The organism is Longimicrobiales bacterium (assembly GCA_029245345.1).
Lineage (GTDB): Bacteria > Gemmatimonadota > Gemmatimonadetes > Longimicrobiales > Gaopeijiaceae > CALFPJ01.
The window spans coordinates 47,471-64,415 of the sequence record JAQWPM010000002.1 but is presented as its reverse complement, the minus strand read 5'-3'; the positions used below and the strand labels follow the sequence as shown (position 1 = coordinate 64,415).

Here is a 16,945-nt window from a genome sequence, read left to right as displayed (position 1 = left end):
CGGTCAGGATTGCTCACGGTATCAGTCGTCGCGCACCTTCAAGCCGCCGGGTCCTAAGAGGGCTTGAAGTCGGTCTAGATAAAGATCGACAGAGTGATTGGAAATGAGTCTTTTGTATCCGAAAGCGAATCGGATGAGCTTGTTTGGCGGTGAATATTTCGGTCCCGGAGTCCGATAGAGACTCAGTTGGGAGCCGACGTGGGGGCATAAGATTGTCGGCCGAAACTCGAGATCCGTTCGCGACAGGATCAGCGGCAGGATGGCCACCGGATCCCGTCGCTTGACGGCGTTGGTGCATGGCTCCCGGATTTAGATTCAAGGTGACGCGAAGTCCTCGCCACCCGGGGCCGCCACCAATGAAGTACCCGAAACCCAGCCAGTACAAGTATGCGAAGCCGGACCTTGGATGGGCAGCGAATTGAGGTAGAACTCGCGAGCACGATCCTCAACACGATGACCCACCTCGGTCTGCCCGACAGCTATCGAGTGGCGTGTGTTCCGCTCGGGGGACGGGGGATCTGTTCGCGATCCCGAGCCATGCAACAACGCCCCCATCCGGAGAGTGTCCGGAAGGACCCGCTATTCCGGCCGGAATAGATCGGCTCGGGACACACTAGAGACACAGCGGCCCGGAACACGAAGCGCCCCAGAGCTGAAAAGCTCCGGGGCGCTTCATCTTCCTTCACTGGGGCGGGAGGGTTTGAACCTCCAACCTCCTGATTAACAGTCAGGCGCTCTGCCAGTTGAGCTACACCCCATCAACTTCCGGCCTCTTTGGGAGACCCCAACAAAAACGGCCGCGATCCGTTCTCAGGGATCGCGGCCGTCTCGTTTGCTGTCTGACTCAGCTACACGAGCATCTCGCCGCGTTCCCGATTGGGATTGCGATTCCGATTCAAATTCGAGGTGCTGAGCAGAAGCATCATGTGACCACTCTGGCCTCTCTTAGGGTCGGCGTCAACAAGAGCTTACTGAAGCGCCTTAAGCGCTGCGACTGTGGACCGAACATGCTCCGCACTGTTCTCGAGCGCGGCCTTCTCTTCGTCGCGCAACTCCACTTCGATAATGCGCTGCAGACCACCCTCTCCGAGCTGGCACGGTACGCCGAGATACATATCGCTCATGCCGTACTCACCCTGCAGCCACGCGGCGCACGGAAGGATCCGCTTCTTGTCCTTCACGATCGCCTCAGCCATCTGAACAGCTGCAGCTGCCGGCGCGTAGTACGCGCTTCCGGTCTTCAGGTATGCGACAATCTCACCGCCACCCTTCCGCGTTCGCTCAACGAGGGCATCGATGCGCTCCTGTGACATCAACTGCGACACCGGAATACCGCTCACCGAGGTGTAGCTGGCGAGGGGGACCATCGTGTCACCGTGACCGCCGAGAACGAGCGCCTGGATGTCTTCAATCGAGACATCCAGCTCAAGCGCGATGAACGAGCGGTAACGAGCCGTGTCGAGCACACCCGCCATTCCAATCACACGCTCACGCGGGAAGCCAGTCGTTTCGAGAGCAACCTGAGCCATGACGTCGAGTGGGTTCGTGACCATGATCACGATCGACTCGGGTGCGACTCGCTTGATCTCTTCACAAACCGATTTGATTACGCCGGCGTTGATCTTGAGGAGATCGTCGCGACTCATCCCAGGCTTACGCGCCACACCAGCTGTGATGATGAAGATTTCAGAGTCTGCGCACTTCTCGTAGTCGTTCACACCATACACGCGGCTGTCGCAGCCCTCGATGGGAGCACTCTCCCACTGATCCAGTCCCTTGCCCTGCGGAATACCATCCGCGATGTCGACGAGGATGACCTCTTTGGCGAGTTCCTTCTGAGCCAAAAGCTGTGAGCAGGTGGCGCCGACGTGCCCTGCGCCAACTACGGTGATCTTCTTCACGCTCATAACAAAAATCCGCTCCGCGGCAGGATAATCTTGGAGATATCTGGGGCCATGACACGACCCCTATGAGGAGTGTAAACGACCTGCTGTCGGAGGTCTACCCGCCGGTCTGGGACAGGGCGACCAGCCCACCCGATCCGGAATCACTCCCCTGGATCAGGTAGTGTCTTTCGGGCTTGATACGCAGGGTTTCCTCGATGAGGGGCACCAAGTCTTCCCCGGCCCGGAGAGCGTCACGGAGATTGGTCTGCAGCTCCCCGAAGAGGCAAGGACGAAGCTCCCCTGAGGCCGTCAAACGCATGCGGTTGCAGCGGTCACAGTAGTTGTGACTCATGGGCGTAATCACACCAACGGTGCCGCGGGCGTTGGGGAACTGGTAGTACGTCGCGGGACCGTTGCCGAACGGCCCGTCGACCGGTTCGATCTCTTCGATGGCCCGTACCCGTTTCAAGGCATCGGCGCACGAGAAGTAATTGTTGGTGCTCAGATCTAGATTCGATCCTGTCGGCATGAGCTCGATGAATCGCACGTGCCAAGGCCGATCACGAGTGATGCGGGCGAAGTCTTCGATCTCATCGTCGTTCTGCCCACGAATGAGCACGACATTGATCTTGAGGGGATCGAATCCGACAGCCTCCGCTGCGTCGAGGCCTTCCATAATCTTCGGGAACGAACCCGGCCTGCGCGAGATCTCGTCAACCCGATCCTGTCTCAGCGAATCGAGAGAGATGTTGAGCCGAGTGACTCCTGCGGAACGCAGCGCCTCGGCCTGGTCCGCGAGCAACACGGCGTTCGTCGACAACGAGAGATCGTCGATCCCCGGGACGGCAGCGATCATCTTTACGAGGTCGGGCAGATCTCGTCGAATGAGTGGCTCGCCCCCTGTGATTCGCACACGACGAAGTCCCATACCCGCCATGGTGCGGACGATCTTCTCAATCTCTTCATAGCTGAGCAGATCCTCCCGCTTGAGCCAATCCAATCCTTCGAGAGGCATACAGTAGACGCAGCGCAGATTGCACTTGTCGGTGACCGATACCCTCAGGTATTCGACAGTTCTTCCGAACTGGTCCTTCATGAGATGCCTTGGGACGCGGTTCCTGGAGGCACGGTGCCTGCAACCCATTCTGAGCCACCGTCCGTGTAGTGTTCCTTCTTCCACACCGGGAGACGCTTTTTGATCTCCTCGATCACATATCGGGACGCATCGTAGGCCTCCGCTCGATGAGGCGTCGATACCGCGATTGCCACACTCACGTCCCCGATCGAAAGCTCGCCAAAGCGGTGCACTACAGCGATCCGATCCGAGCCCGTTCGGTCAGCAGCCTCCTGTGCGATTCCGAGAAGTACCGGCGTCGCCATCTCCTCATACGCATCGTAACGCATACCCGAAACCGGCCGTCCATCGGCATGGTCCCGGACAACCCCTAGGAATAACAGAGTCGCTCCATCTTGATCGGAACCGATTCGGGTGAGGACCTCATTCGTGTCGATCAGGTCCGTGCATACCGAAGCGAATACCATCAGCCGCCCGCGACCGGTGGGATGAACGCGACCTCATCACCCGCCGCGAGTTCTTCATCGAGAAACGCGTAGGTGTGGTTCACTGCGACCGCTGGGCTCTCAGGGAGAATATCGAACGGAGCACCGCGCCCCCTCAACTCCGCCACAAGGTCCGCCACGGTGGCACCAGCCAAAAGGTCGACCTCAAGCTCAGCGATCCCGAGTCGATCTCGATACGCAGCAAAAAACAACGTGCGGACAGGAAGGGTCATGACCGTTGGGGAATGTGCTTCAGGACGGGGTGAGCTTGAGAGACCCCATCCGTTAGGTCAACGTTCCGAAACATCGTCGCCGAGCTGGTGGCGTCCTGGCGTCCCGTTGCCGCCAGGGTTCCCCCGACCGCCGCGCAACCTTCGGATCCGCTCACCTAGTTCTTCCCGTAACACATGGATCTGGAGCACCTGGAGGGGAGTCAGCACCTCAAGCATCCGATCTTGTTCCTGCACGAACAGCTCGGCGTCCTGCCTTCTCAGATCCACCAATCGCGCCAACAACTCAGACGCCTCGGCGTCGTTCGTGGGCGCCTCCAAGGCGAGCGCTTCGACCTTCAGTCGAACCGCCTGCTCAACACGGGCGAGCCTACGGCGCAGGGGCATGAACTCCTCGGCAATTTCGCCGAGACTCGCATGCTCCTCCTCGGTGAGCCCAAGCCGGCGTTTTATCATCTCACCCATCTGGGCCCGAACCCGACGCTCGAGCTGTGCGCGTTCCCCACTTTGTCGCTCACTCTGGTCCTGACCCCGGCGCCCCATCGGAGGCCCACGCTGGGCTTCGAGCGGAGTAGCAACAAGCACGCAAAACACCGTGGTGGCGAACACCATCAACCGTCGAATCATGCCGCTCCTCCCGCGCTTCCCACGCTCAATTCTTCAAGCAACTGTGCGAGAGCTTCGTCCGTCAATTCCTCGAGTGACGGCGCACCCGCAACGAGACCATCGTCGGCCAACCAGAGCCCCTGCTCTTCCATTTCGTATGCATACTCCGGCACAATCGGATCCGTGAAGGAAGGATCGTCTCCCGCGAAGCCGATACCGAGTGCCAACGCAGCCACGGCTGCCGCGGTGAGTCCCCACCACGGTCGGCGGACGGAGCGCTTGTCGTAACGGACTGCATCCTGAATCCTGCCCGATAGGCCGGCCGGCGGCACAGGGCGCGTCGCGAACAACACCCCGGCGAGACCCAACTCCGCCTCGCACGCAGTACACGTACTCACGTGAAGCTCGAGCCCCGTGACCTCTTCGGGCGTGAGCTGTTCGCTCATGTGTAACGGGATTTGCTCCCGCACGATTTCACACTCGGGTACGCTCATTCCATCAACTCCCTCAGCCGCCGGATACCATGAAAGTAGTTCACTCGTGCGGCTCCTTCGCTGGATCCGATGATCTCACCGATCTCTCTAAAACTCAAACCTTCCTCTATTCGTAACGAAACGGAGAGTTTTTGCTTCTCCGGTAGTTCTTCCAACAGGCTTCGGGCACGCGCCGCCTCTTGGGCGAGCACGACTTGCTCGTCGAGCCCCTTCTCGTCCGTAGGGACGGGACCGACATCGTCCAGATTCGATTCCTTTCGTCGACCTCGCTTACGAAACGCACCTCGCGCTTCGTTCGCGGTAATCGTGAGAATCCAAGTCCGAAAGGCGGCGTCGCCCCGGAATCCGGGGAGCGCACGGAACGCCTTGATGAAGGCATCCTGAACCACGTCCTGTGCGGCATCGTCGTCTCTAAGCATCGAGACTGCCACCCTGAACGCAGCTGGGTGATGTCGCTCCACCAACTTGCCGAGCGCGGCTTCGTCACCCGCTCGAGCTCGTTCGACCAGTTCCTCATCGGAAGGTCCGTCATCCATCGGTTCGAGTTCGCTCACTGAACGTCAGATGCACACAAGGCGAGAAACGTTAAACGGAGCCGAACGGCTCCATTCGCTAGAGGTCGTCGAGCTTGGCGACGCGAGCGCGCAGATGCTTCGATGGCTTGAACACAGGGACGGAACGGGAGGGGACCTCGACCGGGTCGCCCGTGCGCGGATTCCGCGCGACTCTCGTCTTCCGTTTGCGAACCTTGAAGGTCCCGAAACCCCGGATCTCGATATTCTCGCCTTTCGTCATCGCCAGCTTCACGGCGTTTAGAAATCCGTCTACGACGAGCGCGCAGTCCTTCTTGGTGACACCCGGACCGATGGCTTCGGCCACCTGCTCGACCAAGTCTGCCTTCGTCATACTTCCTCCAAAGGAGCTTCCTCAGGTGGCCGTGGATCCGCCGTTCTAGGCTGGGGAGGAGGCAGGGTAACGAGCCCCCTTTGAGGCCGCAAGGTTGTCAGAGTCGTTGTGGGAGACAGACTTAACCGGTCGGCGATTCGGCGCGTACAACACGCCTCTCTTCCATGAGCGCCAAGAAACTATCGAAGAGATAACGACTGTCGTGCGGGCCGGGCGCGGCCTCCGGATGGTACTGCACCGAGAGGACTGGCAGCGCGCGGTGTTCTACGCCTTCGACCGTGCCGTCGTACAGGTTCACGTGCGTGAGTCTCAGGTCGGGGGCACCGGGGATTTCGCCGTCCTCCCCTACCTCGACCGCGAAGCCGTGGTTTTGTGACGTGATCTCGACCATGCCGCGGTCGAGACTGCGCACCGGGTGGTTCCCACCATGGTGCCCGAAGGGCAGCTTGAACGTGTTTGCACCAAAGGCGCGACAGATGAGCTGATGCCCCAGGCAGATGCCGAACACCGGGACGTCGGCATTCGCCAAGCCGAGGATCGCCGCCTCAGCCTTTGCAACTGCGGCCGGGTCGCCGGGTCCGTTCGAGACAAACATTCCGTCGGGCGGATCAGCAAGGATCTCTTCCGCAGGCGTGTCCGCAGGGATCACCGTAACGCGGCAGCCCCGCTCGGCGAGGAGCTTGGGCGAGTGGGCCTTCACTCCGAAATCGTACGCCAGCACATGGAAGCGTTCCTCGCCCACAGCCGGCACCTCGTACGCGACATCCGTGGAGACACCGCAAGCCAAATCGAGTCCCTCCATGAGCGGATGCTCGTGGACCTTTTCGAGCACTTCGGCTTCCGGCATCCCCGCTGGAGCGATCGCCCCACGCATGGCGCCCTTGGAACGGATGTGCCGCGTGAGCGCGCGCGTGTCCAAGTCCGAGATCCCCGTGATTCCGTTCTCTCGGAGATAGGCTTCGAAGCCGATATCGGAGCGCCAATTGGAGTCGAATCGGGAAGCCTCGCGGACGATGAAGCCCGCCACCCGCGGCGTCGGGGATTCACAGTCCTCAGAGTTCGCACCGTAGTTGCCGATGAGCGGGTACGTCATCGTCACCAGCTGGCCCGTGTAGGACGGATCGGTGAGCACCTCTTGGTACCCGGTCATGCACGTATTGAACACGACCTCACCGAGCGCGACTTCATGAGCGCCGAAGAAGTCACCGTCGAAGCGACGTCCGTCTTCAAGCAGTAGGTAGGCCGTTCTGTCCAGGGGTGCCTCTCCGGTGTGATCCGGCGGGATTAATTCGTCTGGAAGCTACCCATGCGGGTGCGGGGGTCAAGCGTTTGATTCGGCGGTCTCCCAACACGATGTTGGCTGGGTTAGCTTGAGCCGCTAACGAGTCCTTAGGAGCCCCGAATGAGCCCCGTCCCCGTCTACATCCATGCGGACGAATCCTGCCTCGGTAACCAGAACCTGAAGACCGCCAAACCGGGCGGTGCTGGCGGGATGGTCGAGGTCTTCAAGGACGGCGTGTGGGAACGACGTGACTACTGGCTTTCCGAGCCCGACACGACGAACAACCGGATGGCCCTTAGGAGCGCGATCGACTCGCTCCGGATGCTCAAAAAGAGGTGCATCGTTCACTTCGTGTCAGACAGCCAGTATCTGGTGAAAGGCATGATGGAGTGGATGCCCGGCTGGAAGGCCCGTGGATGGAAAAGAAAGGCCGGCCCCATCGAGAACCTCGATCTGTGGAAAATCCTAGACCAGGCGATTCAGCATCACGACGTCCGCGCCCGCTGGGTACGAGGCCACGACGGACACCCTGAGAACGAATACGTGGATTTCCTGGCTACCACCGCCGCGAAGGATCAGTCCGATTCCGGTGGATTGGTCGCATCCGGCTTTCAAGAATGGCTCGACGGCCGGCGCGAAAAGAAAGGCCTCTTCATGGAGTACATGGAGTTTCAGGCTCCGGCGGATCGGTACCCGGTGGGCTAGCCCGCGGTACCCGAGGTCCCGGTGCGTGACACGAGCGTCAATGTTGTTGGCTAGGCCACAATAGCCTCTCGTTCGAACACGCCACAGAACGCCTCTACGAGTGCTTCCGAGGCCTCATCCATCGGCACTGAACGCCCCAACTCACGCTCCAGCGAGGTTACCTCACGATCCGCGATCCCACAGGGCACGATGGTCTGGAAGTAGTCCAAGTCCGTCGAGACGTTGAGCGCCACACCGTGGGACGTGATCCATCCTGAAGACACACGCACACCGATCGCAGCGAGTTTGCCGACGTCGGTCCACACACCGGTCAGACCTTCACTTCGCAGGGCGTCGATAGTGAACGCACCCGCTACACGGATCAGCATCGACTCCAGGTCGCGCAGGTAGCGATGAAGGTCCTTCCGGTCTGGCTTGAGGTCCAAAACGGGATACGCCACGAGCTGGCCAGGCCCGTGATAGGTCACATCTCCACCCCTGCCCGTCTCGAACAGCTCGATTCCCCGCGCCGCGCGCTCGTCAGCATCCGCCAGGACGTGCTCATGTCGTGACCCAGAGCCGAGCGTGATGACGTGTGGATGCTCGAGAAGAAGAAGCGTATCTGGGATATCGCCCGCTCGACGGGCGACCACCAATTCAGCTTGGAGGTCGAGCCCGTCCGCATAGGACACGACACCGAGGCGCCTAACGTCGAGCGGCCTCACCTTCCCGAGATCACGCGTCCTCTGGGAAATCCTCGAGCATCACCTTCAACGCTGCCAGGAAGCGGGCAGCGTCGGCGCCGTCCACGATTCGGTGATCGTAACCCAGCGAGAAAAGCGACCGCTTACGAATCGCCATCACATCGGCGCCCGTCTCTGGATCGGTCACAACGACGACCTTCTTTTCGATCGCACCTGTGCCCAGAATCGCGGAGGTGCCCTTAGGAATCACCGGCAATCCAACCAGGGTGCCTAGGACACCTGGGTTGGTAATCGTGAAGGTGGCCCCCTGGATTTCATCAGGCATGAGCTTCTTGTCACGTGCACGCGTTGCCACGTCCACGATCTTGTTGCCGACTCCGATGAGTCCAAGGTGGTCCGCGTCGTGGACAACCGGAACGATCAGGCCGGGATTCAAGTCGACGGCCATGCCGAGGTTCACGTTGCCCCGGAAGATCACGTTGTTTCCGGACACAGCCGAGTTGACCATCGGGAATTCGCGCAGGACACGAGAAACAGCCCAAGCCACGAATGCAGTGTAGCTGACTCTTGCACCCTGAGCTGCCCAGCGTGCCTTGTTGGCAGCCCTGATGCGATCGATCGAAGAGAAGTCGATCTCGATGAACGAATGCACATGCGGGGTCACCCGCTTGGCGAGAACCATGTGCTCTGCCGTGAGGCGGCGCATGCGGTCCATGCCTTCGACCCGGTCCGCCGCGCGCACTGGGTACTCCGGGTGCTTTACCTCCCCGTAGAACTGCTTCCACAGGTCAGACGGCGCAGCCGAGGGAGCCACGGGTGCGGCTGGCGCCGCAGGCGCAGGAGCCGCGGGAACCGCAGGAGGCGCGGAAGCCCCTGACTCGATGAAGTCCAGAATATCTTGCTTGGTCACGCGGCCCGCGTGGCCTGACCCAGACACACTCACGATGTCGATCCCATGCTCTTCGGCGATCTTCCGCACGACGGGAGTGGATCGAGTCCTGAGGCGCTCTTCAGCGCTCTGATCGCCACCGCTTGCCGCAGGGGTCTCGACCACAGGAGCTGCTACTGGAGGCGCAGTCCGTGCTGCAGGTGCTTCGGCCGCGGGGGCCTCCGCAGCAGCAGCCGCAGGTGCGGCGACGGCCGCGCCAGCCTCGGTCTCGATGTAGGCGACGATCGTGCCGACTTCGACGGTCTCGCCTTCCGGGACAACAATCTCAACGAGGGTGCCGGACGAAGGCGCCGGGATCTCTGCATCAACCTTGTCGGTCGAGATCTCCAAGATCGGCTCGTCACGTTCGACGGCGTCGCCGACTTGTTTCATCCACTGAGAAACTGTGCCCTCGGCAATGGACTCGCCCATCTGGGGCATCGGAACTTCAATACGAGCCACGCTCGGTCACTCCACTTTGATCGTTATCTGCTATGTGCCAGTTCTCATGGCGCAACGGGAAACCTCGCGGCAGCCCTAGTAGCCAGCAAGATAACGGGCTGCCTTGAGAACATCGTCGGTCTGGGGCAAGAAGTAGTCTTCCAGCGAGCCCGAATACGGTACAGGAGCATCGATCGCGGTCACCCTTAGCATGGGCCCGTCCAACCATTCGAACGCCTGCTCGCTGACGCGCATCGCGATCTCACCCGCGATCCCACCGGTGCGCGTGTCCTCGTGTACAACGAGGAGCTTACCTGTGCGCTTCACGGAGTCGATAATCGCCTCTTCGTCCATCGGGAGGAGCGTCCGCAGGTCGATGACCTCTACGCTGACCCCTTCATCCGAAAGAGTCTCGGCGGCTTCGACTGATTTGTGGACCATCGCTCCGTAGGTCACGATCGTTAGATCCTTCCCCTCACGGACGGTACGCGCCTTCCCCAGCGGCACAACGTAGTCTTCATCAGGGAGCACTTCCCGCAGCGCGGGGGCCCGGTAGAGACCCTTATGCTCCTCGAAGAGGACCGGATTGTCGTCGCGTATCGCGGACTTGATGAGTCCCTTCGCGTCATACGCCGTACTGGGGTACACGATCTTGAGACCCGGCGTATGAAAGAACGCCATTTCCACATTCTGCGAATGGAACGGGCCGCCACGATTCCCGCCGCCGACCGGCCCCCGGATCACGAGTGGCATCGGCCCCGCTCCTCGGTAAAGCGATGTCGCGATGTAATTGGTGATCACGTCGTAGGCCGGCGAGATGAAATCCATGAACTGGATCTCCACCACGGGCCTCAGACCCATGTGCGCTGCGCCCGCAGCTGCTCCCGTAAAGCCACCCTCGGCAATCGGCGTATCAATCACACGTTGTTCACCAAAATGATCCAGGAAGCCACGGGTCACCTTGAAGGCCCCCCCATACGCCCCGATGTCCTCACCCATGAGAAACACTTGGTCGTCCCGCACCATCTCCTCGAAGATCCCCTCGCTCAGGGCCTCGAGCATCGTCACAGGCTCACGTCGTCGGGTCTTCAGCAAGTGCTCGGGTACAGACTGGTCCATGCGGCTCCTCAAGCGAGCCTGGAGTCGGAGCTCGCGCTCCGAGTCCAGGGGTGTGGGGTCACAACATCCGTATAGACATCATCGACGGCGTCGGGTCCTTCCGGAAGGGGCTCGCCGATCGCCTGCTCAGCTGCTGCCTGACAGGCCGCTTCAACCTCGACGCGAATCGCGTCGAGCTCGTCTGCGGCAGCCCAACCGTTCTCGAGTATGCGTGCCTGGAAGCAATCGATCGGGTCCTTCTTCGCCCACTCAGAAATCAAAGCCGGGTCCACATACTCTTGGCTATCGTGCTGCGCGTGCCCCAAGCGACGGAAGTACCGGAGTTCCACCATCTGCGTGCCCTCTCCGGCTCGCGCGCGCTCGGCGGACCGAGAGACAGCTTCATACACTGCGATGACATCGGTCCCGTCGACTGATTCGGCCCCGATTCCGTACCCAGGAGCCTTTTCGACGAAGCTCTCAACCCGGGTGTTCGTCGAGGTTGGAGAGGAGAACGCAAACTGGTTCGCCTCGACCATGAGAATCAGAGGACACCGCTGAACCGCTGCGAAGTTCAATCCCTCATGCCAGGCCCCGGTTGAGGAAGCACCGTCGCCGTAGAAGACCATTCCGACGCGTTGTTCCCCCCGTAGCTTGAACGAGAGCGTGATTCCGGCCATGACCTCGAGCATCGTGCCGAGGGGAGACACGGGGCCCACGAAGCCCTTCGCATAGTCGACCCAGTGTACGTTCGCCTCGCGCCCCTTGGTCGGGCTCGTGGCGCGTGCCATGTATTGCCGGAAAAAATCAACGAGTTCACCACCGAACAGGAAGAGCGCACCGGCGGCTCGAACTGTTTGCGCTAGAAAGTCGCCTGTCCCGTCGTCCCGTCGCGACAGGGCGTATGCCGCACCAACAGATCCGGCTTCCTGACCAAGCGAACGGTAAAGTCCGCCAGTCACGTGGCCCTGCTTCTGCAGGATTTCAAGGCGTTCTTCTGCGGCGCGCGTGAGTCTTAGGGCGCGATACAGAGCGAGCAGACCATTTCGGTCGAGCCCGACGGGGAAGGATTCAGACACGGCTCACGGGGTCGAAGAGTTCGTCCGGGCCGGGCGGCCGTTAGTTGCCGGCGTTTCCGGGATCTGTAGCGGCTGGATCACCCACAGGCTGGTCACCGAGTCCGGGAAGGACAGGAGCCGGAGCGGATGCAGGAGCTGTCACCTGAATGACAGACGTCGGCGCCTGGGCGCGAGACGACATGATCGACAGCACGAGTGCGAGCACCATAAAGATCGTCCCCGCGATCCAGGTGGAACGCGTAAGCACCGTGGCAGCCTGGCGACCACCGAGGACACCCTCGGTCATCCCGGCACCACCACCACCACCGCCTACAGCTGCGAGGCCTCCGCCTTTACCCGACTGGAGCAGGATCACGACCGTCATGAAGATGCCGTCCAGAACGAGGGCGGCGAGCAAGAATCCGTACATCTGACTGAATTTTCCCGTCAAAGTGAGACGCTAAACGTCGATGAGCCTTCCTAGAGTGTCAACGGGGCTTATCCAGCGCCCGCAGCAGCGATTCCCGTGAACGACATGGCATCCAAGCTGGCACCCCCGACGAGAACCCCATCGACCTCAGCGGCCGCCAACAGATCTGCAGCATTGGCGGCGTTAACAGAGCCTCCGTAGAGCAGCGGAGTGCGCAGAGCCGCAGCGATGCCAATGGTGCTTTCCAGTTCCGCCCGCAGTGTCGCATGAGCCGCTGCGGCGTCTTCCGGGGTCGCCGTTTCGCCAGTACCGATCGCCCACACGGGCTCATACGCGACCAGAAAGCGCCCTTCACCTCCCTTGAGCGCCTGCACTGCGGCAGCTAGCTGCCGCAGAATCACCTCATCTACCCGCCCGGCTCTGCGCTCTTCAAGCGTCTCTCCTACGCAGATGACCGGAATCAATCCATCGCGCCTCGCGGCAACCACCTTAAGCGCGACCTGAGCGTCGGTCTCACCGAACACGTGTCTCCGCTCGGAATGGCCGATGAGTGCGAAGCTCGCGCCGGCCTCAACCGCGATCTGTCCCGATGTCTCCCCCGTAAACGCGCCCTGTTCCTCCCAGTGCATGTTCTGGATGCCCAGTTGGATCCTCGGGTCGCGGGCCCCGCACGCTGCGGCAACAGCCAAGGAGGCCACCGGCGGGAAGATGATGAATTCGTTGTGGGCCACGACCTCGGTCAAGTCGAGGGCGGTAAAGAAAGCCTCGGTCTCCCGCGGCGTCATGTGCATTTTCCAATTTCCAGCGATTACGGCCATTCGACATCGTCCTTGTCATTCAGCGATTCTACGCCCGGCAGCGCGCGCCCAGCCAACAACTCCAAAGACGCACCACCGCCGGTCGAAACGTGGGTGAGACGATGGGCCACTCCTGCTTCTTCCGCAGCGGCGGCAGAGTCCCCTCCTCCAGTGATACCTATCGCACCCCGGTCGCACACGTCTGCCAAGGCCTTCGCTACCTGGATCGTGCCCCGCGCGAAGGCTGGGATCTCGAAGACCCCCATTGGGCCGTTCCAGACGACCGTCTGCGCACTCCCAATGAGTCCCGTGAACAACGCTACGGTCTCCGGACCAACATCAATGATGATGTCACCGTCCGCGACGGCGTCCAAGGTAACGACTCGAGTCGCGGCACCCTTTTCGATTCGATCTGTAACCACCGCATCTACCGGCAGCACCAACTTCTCTCCGGCTCGCTCAATGAGTTCCCGTGCCATGTCGATGCGGTCCGGCTCGACCAGCGACCCACCGGTATCGTGCCCAAGCGCTCGAAAGAACGTGTTGGCCATCGCGCCACCGATCAGAAGATGATCGACCTTCGGCAGAAGCGCCGACACAACGTCGATTTTACCTGAGATCTTTGCGCCTCCGAGAATGGCCACGAACGGCCGCTCCGGATTCCTGAGAGCCTCCCCGAGGAAGCGGAGTTCCTTGGCCATCAGTAACCCCGCGACGGCGATACCGCCCCTCGCCCGAACCTTGCTGGCGAGTCCGGCGGTCGAGGCGTGAGCACGATGCGCGGCACCGAACGCATCATTCACGAAGAGGTCGCCTAGTCCTGCCCATCTGGTGGCCAACTCTGCCTCATTCGCCGTGTCACCCGGGAAGAAGCGGGTGTTCTCAAGCAGAGCGACCTCTCCAGCTCTGAGCTCGTCCACAATCGATTCCCCGCCCTCGCCGATCGGATCAGACACGAAGTGAACCGGTGTTTTGAGCAGCTCCGACAACCGCTCCGAGACAACTGCAAGCGAGAACTCCGGGTTCGGGACTCCCTTGGGCCTTCCCAAGTGGGACAACACCACGATCCTGGCTCCCGCGTCACGAAGCAGCTGGAGCGTGGGGAGCGAGGCTTGGATACGCTGATCGTCCGCGATCGCCCCGGACTCCATGGGGACGTTGAGATCCGAGCGGACGAGCACGTTGCGCCCTGACAGTGCAGCAGGGTCGAGGTCGGTGATTGTCGTCTTCATCCGGCGAAGCTATCGAAGGAGAGCCCGCGGCGGTACGCCCCGAGCCCTCGTCGAAATCACTACGCGAACGTCGCTTCGTCTAAAGCTCTTCCCGTCGATCCAGATCACGTTCAGAGACCACGACGACACCGATTTAATGGACGTCAATGACAATCCTGAGCATGTGTCGGCCCGGCGAAACGTCGGTCAATGCTCCGGTCAAGAATTCGCGAATCGAACCCGCAGCGTCAGGACGGCGCTCCCACTTCTCACGGAACCCCTTCTCTTCTCCCGCGAGACGTATCGGACCCAGACTTCAGCCGAGTCGCTGCATCCATCCCCGAACGGAGTTCCTGACTTCCATTGAGTAGCCGTTGGATCCTCTCCTGCCTGATCACCCGTTCCTCCGCAGAGGGCACGTTCGGGACCAAATCCGGGATCCGGTCCAGTGAAACGTGCAACGAGCCGCGACGCTTGAGCGCCCGTAGGTGATCGGTGACCGCGCTTCGAGCGATCCTGAGGAGCCACGTCCTCGGTGAAGCTCGCTCTTCGTTATACCGGTCGAACGACGGCAACGCCTTCTTGAAAACCGAGGACGTTACGTCGTCAGGGGCCTCACGCGTGGCTACGCGGAATCGTACATACCGGAAGACCGCAGTTTGGTGCTCGCGAAACCACTCCGAAACATCCTGAGGGAACTTCCCGGGCGAGCCCGCCGGCGCGGTGCGGATCCCTGGGTCGGACACCTTTCGTTTGTGTTTGCATCACCATGGGATACGCGGACGTATCCATTCGCCTTACACCCCTAGTACGAACGAGGCGCGAATGTTTTGGCCTACCTACCTTCTCGGTGCCATCACGAAGGCCTCCGTCGACCTAGGCGTCAGCCGCTCCAGGAAGGCGGTCTCCGATGTACTTCACGAGGTCCACGACACGATTCGAATAACCCCATTCGTTGTCGTACCACGAGAGGATCTTCACCATGCGACCGTTCATCACAGACGTCGAAAGCGCGTCGACTGTGGAGCTGTGCGGATCGCCCGTGTAGTCGATGGAGACGAGGGGCTCGTGAGATACAGCGAGGATCCCCTTCAGCGGTCCGTCCGCAGCGGCCACCATGGCTGCATTGACCTCCTCAATTGTGGTGTCCTTCTCGACCTCTGCGACCAGGTCCACCAGCGAGACGTCCGGCGTCGGGACGCGGATGGACATCCCATCGATACGGCCGGCGACCTCAGGGAGAACGAGACCCGTCGCCTTTGCTGCTCCGGTCGTCGTCGGAATCATGGACATGCCGGCCGCGCGCGCGCGCCGAAGGTCAGAGTGCGGCAGATCCAGGATGCTCTGATCGTTCGTATACGCGTGGATGGTGGTCATCAAGCCATGCCGGAAGCCAAACACCTCACTTAGGACTTTGACCACGGGAGCGAGACAGTTCGTCGTGCAACTCGCGTTCGAGATCACATGGTGGTTCTCCGCGTCGTACACGTCTTGGTTCACGCCGAGCACGATGGTGACATCCTCGTTTTTCCCCGGAGCGGAGATGATGACCTTCTTCGCTCCCGCTTCCAGGTGTTTCGCAGCGCCATCGCGGTCACTGAAGAAGCCCGTCGCTTCAATGACAATGTCGACGCCGAGCTCGGCCCAGGGCAATGTGGCCGGATCCCGCTCGCTGAGGACCTTGATCTCGTCCCCGTCGACCACCATCCCACCGTCCGAGAGTTCGACCGTCCCTGGGTAGGACCCATGCACGGAATCGTACTTCAGGAGATGGGCCAGTGTCTTGGCATTCGTGAGATCGTTGACAGCGACGACATCGACGTCGGTACGACCAGACTGCTTGGCACTGCGAAGAACGTTCCGGCCGATCCTGCCGAACCCGTTGATAGCTACCCGGATTGCCATGGGGGGACTCCTGACATCTCGATTGGGGATAAGGTCGATATTAGGCGCAAAAGATAACATCTACCGCGAGGAGTGGAGCCCCGCCGGTAGTGCCCGGGCGAACGCGAGAGTCGTCACTGCGCGTGCGCCTGCAGCGGTGAGTTCGGACGCAGCGGCACTCGCCGTGGCACCGGTCGTGAGCACGTCATCGACAAGCAGCACATGGGCGCCCTGGACGGCTTCGCGTTCCGGGGGATGCACACTGAAGGCCCCCCGGACGTTCGCGTGGCGCTCCGACGGATGCAGCGAAGTCTGCGACCGTGCAGCGCTCGAGCGCTGCAACGCTTCAACGAGTGGCAATCGCTTGAGCTGCGCTACCTGCCCGGCTAACAGTCCAGCTTGGTTGTACCCTCTCGTTCGGGCCCGCGCTGAAGTGGTCGGCATTGGCGTCACAACAGTGGGCGCAGCGATTTCTGGAAGGGACACTCGCGCGAGAGCGTCTCCCATAGTCGGCGCGAGTTCCGCCCATCCCTCATACTTGAGAGAGTGCACAAGATCGGAGACGGGGCCGTGAAGCACATAGGCGTAGCGGGCGAAGGTCAGCGCTTCCGGCCACTGTTCGCATTCGCGGCAGTCGGATTGATCCGGCCGGCCGGTCGCGCGTGGAAAGTGGCACCGCGGGCATCGCGGCCACGATGCCCGTCTCAATCTGGATGCACATCGACCGCAAACCATGGGGGCTCGCC

Annotated in this window: 20 protein-coding genes and 1 tRNA gene; 1 reads left to right on the top strand and 20 read right to left on the bottom strand. The window is 61.2% G+C overall.

Going from position 1 to position 16,945, the window contains the following annotated elements; all coding sequences use genetic code 11:
- Positions 1–685 precede the first annotated feature (685 nt).
- From P8L30_00330 to carA, 10 genes are all read right to left on the bottom strand, one after another.
- Positions 686–758, bottom strand: a tRNA-Asn gene (locus P8L30_00330).
- Positions 759–968: 210 nt separating this feature from the next.
- Positions 969–1,907 (bottom strand): malate dehydrogenase, encoded by a 939-nt coding sequence (gene mdh, locus P8L30_00325; GenBank protein MDG2238651.1) that lies wholly within the window; start codon positions 1,905–1,907, stop codon positions 969–971.
- A 94-nt stretch (positions 1,908–2,001) separates the two neighbouring features.
- Positions 2,002–2,982 carry a GTP 3',8-cyclase MoaA gene (gene moaA / locus P8L30_00320; GenBank protein MDG2238650.1) on the bottom strand — a complete coding sequence of 327 codons (981 nt, stop codon included), beginning with the start codon at positions 2,980–2,982 and terminating at the stop codon, positions 2,002–2,004.
- Positions 2,979–3,428 (bottom strand): molybdenum cofactor biosynthesis protein MoaE, encoded by a 450-nt coding sequence (locus P8L30_00315; GenBank protein ID MDG2238649.1) that lies wholly within the window; start codon positions 3,426–3,428, stop codon positions 2,979–2,981. Before P8L30_00315 ends, moaA begins: the two co-directional genes overlap by 4 nt.
- Entirely contained in the window at positions 3,428–3,679 is a 252-nt protein-coding gene (locus tag P8L30_00310; GenBank protein MDG2238648.1) for a MoaD/ThiS family protein, read from the bottom strand. Before P8L30_00310 ends, P8L30_00315 begins: the two co-directional genes overlap by 1 nt.
- 57 nt (positions 3,680–3,736) lie before the next feature.
- A complete protein-coding gene (locus tag P8L30_00305) occupies positions 3,737–4,303 on the bottom strand; it encodes a hypothetical protein (protein ID MDG2238647.1) in 567 nt (188 codons plus the stop codon).
- Positions 4,300–4,776: a zf-HC2 domain-containing protein gene (locus tag P8L30_00300; protein ID MDG2238646.1), complete on the bottom strand. Its 477-nt coding sequence runs from the start codon at positions 4,774–4,776 to the stop codon at positions 4,300–4,302. Before P8L30_00300 ends, P8L30_00305 begins: the two co-directional genes overlap by 4 nt.
- Positions 4,773–5,330 carry an RNA polymerase sigma factor gene (locus P8L30_00295; protein MDG2238645.1) on the bottom strand — a complete coding sequence of 186 codons (558 nt, stop codon included), beginning with the start codon at positions 5,328–5,330 and terminating at the stop codon, positions 4,773–4,775. The genes P8L30_00300 and P8L30_00295 overlap by 4 nt, the downstream gene beginning before the upstream one ends.
- Positions 5,331–5,388: 58 nt before the next feature.
- Entirely contained in the window at positions 5,389–5,682 is a 294-nt protein-coding gene (locus P8L30_00290) for an integration host factor subunit beta (protein MDG2238644.1), read from the bottom strand.
- A gap of 121 nt (positions 5,683–5,803) precedes the next feature.
- Complete coding sequence (carA, locus tag P8L30_00285; protein ID MDG2238643.1) at positions 5,804–6,916, bottom strand: glutamine-hydrolyzing carbamoyl-phosphate synthase small subunit; 1,113 nt, start codon at positions 6,914–6,916, stop codon at positions 5,804–5,806.
- 168 nt (positions 6,917–7,084) lie between these two features.
- Between carA and P8L30_00280 the strand changes: the two genes are divergently transcribed.
- Positions 7,085–7,669: a ribonuclease HI gene (locus P8L30_00280; GenBank protein ID MDG2238642.1), complete on the top strand. Its 585-nt coding sequence runs from the start codon at positions 7,085–7,087 to the stop codon at positions 7,667–7,669.
- Positions 7,670–7,719: 50 nt separating this feature from the next.
- Here the strand turns inward: P8L30_00280 and lipB are convergent, their stop codons facing one another.
- From lipB to P8L30_00230, 10 genes are all read right to left on the bottom strand, one after another.
- Positions 7,720–8,373 carry a lipoyl(octanoyl) transferase LipB gene (lipB, locus tag P8L30_00275; GenBank protein ID MDG2238641.1) on the bottom strand — a complete coding sequence of 218 codons (654 nt, stop codon included), beginning with the start codon at positions 8,371–8,373 and terminating at the stop codon, positions 7,720–7,722.
- Positions 8,374–8,383: 10 nt separating this feature from the next.
- A complete protein-coding gene (locus P8L30_00270; protein MDG2238640.1) occupies positions 8,384–9,742 on the bottom strand; it encodes a dihydrolipoamide acetyltransferase family protein in 1,359 nt (452 codons plus the stop codon).
- Between the two features lie 75 nt (positions 9,743–9,817).
- Positions 9,818–10,840, bottom strand: coding sequence for an alpha-ketoacid dehydrogenase subunit beta (locus tag P8L30_00265; GenBank protein ID MDG2238639.1), 1,023 nt, complete (start codon positions 10,838–10,840; stop codon positions 9,818–9,820).
- Between the two features lie 8 nt (positions 10,841–10,848).
- Positions 10,849–11,898 carry a thiamine pyrophosphate-dependent dehydrogenase E1 component subunit alpha gene (locus P8L30_00260; GenBank protein MDG2238638.1) on the bottom strand — a complete coding sequence of 350 codons (1,050 nt, stop codon included), beginning with the start codon at positions 11,896–11,898 and terminating at the stop codon, positions 10,849–10,851.
- Between the two features lie 40 nt (positions 11,899–11,938).
- Entirely contained in the window at positions 11,939–12,328 is a 390-nt protein-coding gene (gene secG / locus P8L30_00255) for a preprotein translocase subunit SecG (GenBank protein ID MDG2238637.1), read from the bottom strand.
- A 47-nt stretch (positions 12,329–12,375) separates the two neighbouring features.
- On the bottom strand, positions 12,376–13,125 hold the full coding sequence (gene tpiA / locus P8L30_00250) for a triose-phosphate isomerase (protein ID MDG2238636.1): 750 nt from the start codon (positions 13,123–13,125) through the stop codon (positions 12,376–12,378).
- Positions 13,116–14,336 carry a phosphoglycerate kinase gene (locus P8L30_00245; protein ID MDG2238635.1) on the bottom strand — a complete coding sequence of 407 codons (1,221 nt, stop codon included), beginning with the start codon at positions 14,334–14,336 and terminating at the stop codon, positions 13,116–13,118. Before P8L30_00245 ends, tpiA begins: the two co-directional genes overlap by 10 nt.
- A gap of 248 nt (positions 14,337–14,584) precedes the next feature.
- A complete protein-coding gene (locus tag P8L30_00240) occupies positions 14,585–15,061 on the bottom strand; it encodes a sigma-70 family RNA polymerase sigma factor (protein ID MDG2238634.1) in 477 nt (158 codons plus the stop codon).
- Positions 15,062–15,191: 130 nt separating this feature from the next.
- On the bottom strand, positions 15,192–16,220 hold the full coding sequence (gap, locus tag P8L30_00235) for a type I glyceraldehyde-3-phosphate dehydrogenase (GenBank protein ID MDG2238633.1): 1,029 nt from the start codon (positions 16,218–16,220) through the stop codon (positions 15,192–15,194).
- Positions 16,221–16,280: 60 nt separating this feature from the next.
- On the bottom strand, positions 16,281–16,751 hold the full coding sequence (locus tag P8L30_00230) for a phosphoribosyltransferase family protein (GenBank protein ID MDG2238632.1): 471 nt from the start codon (positions 16,749–16,751) through the stop codon (positions 16,281–16,283).
- Positions 16,752–16,945 lie beyond the last annotated feature (194 nt).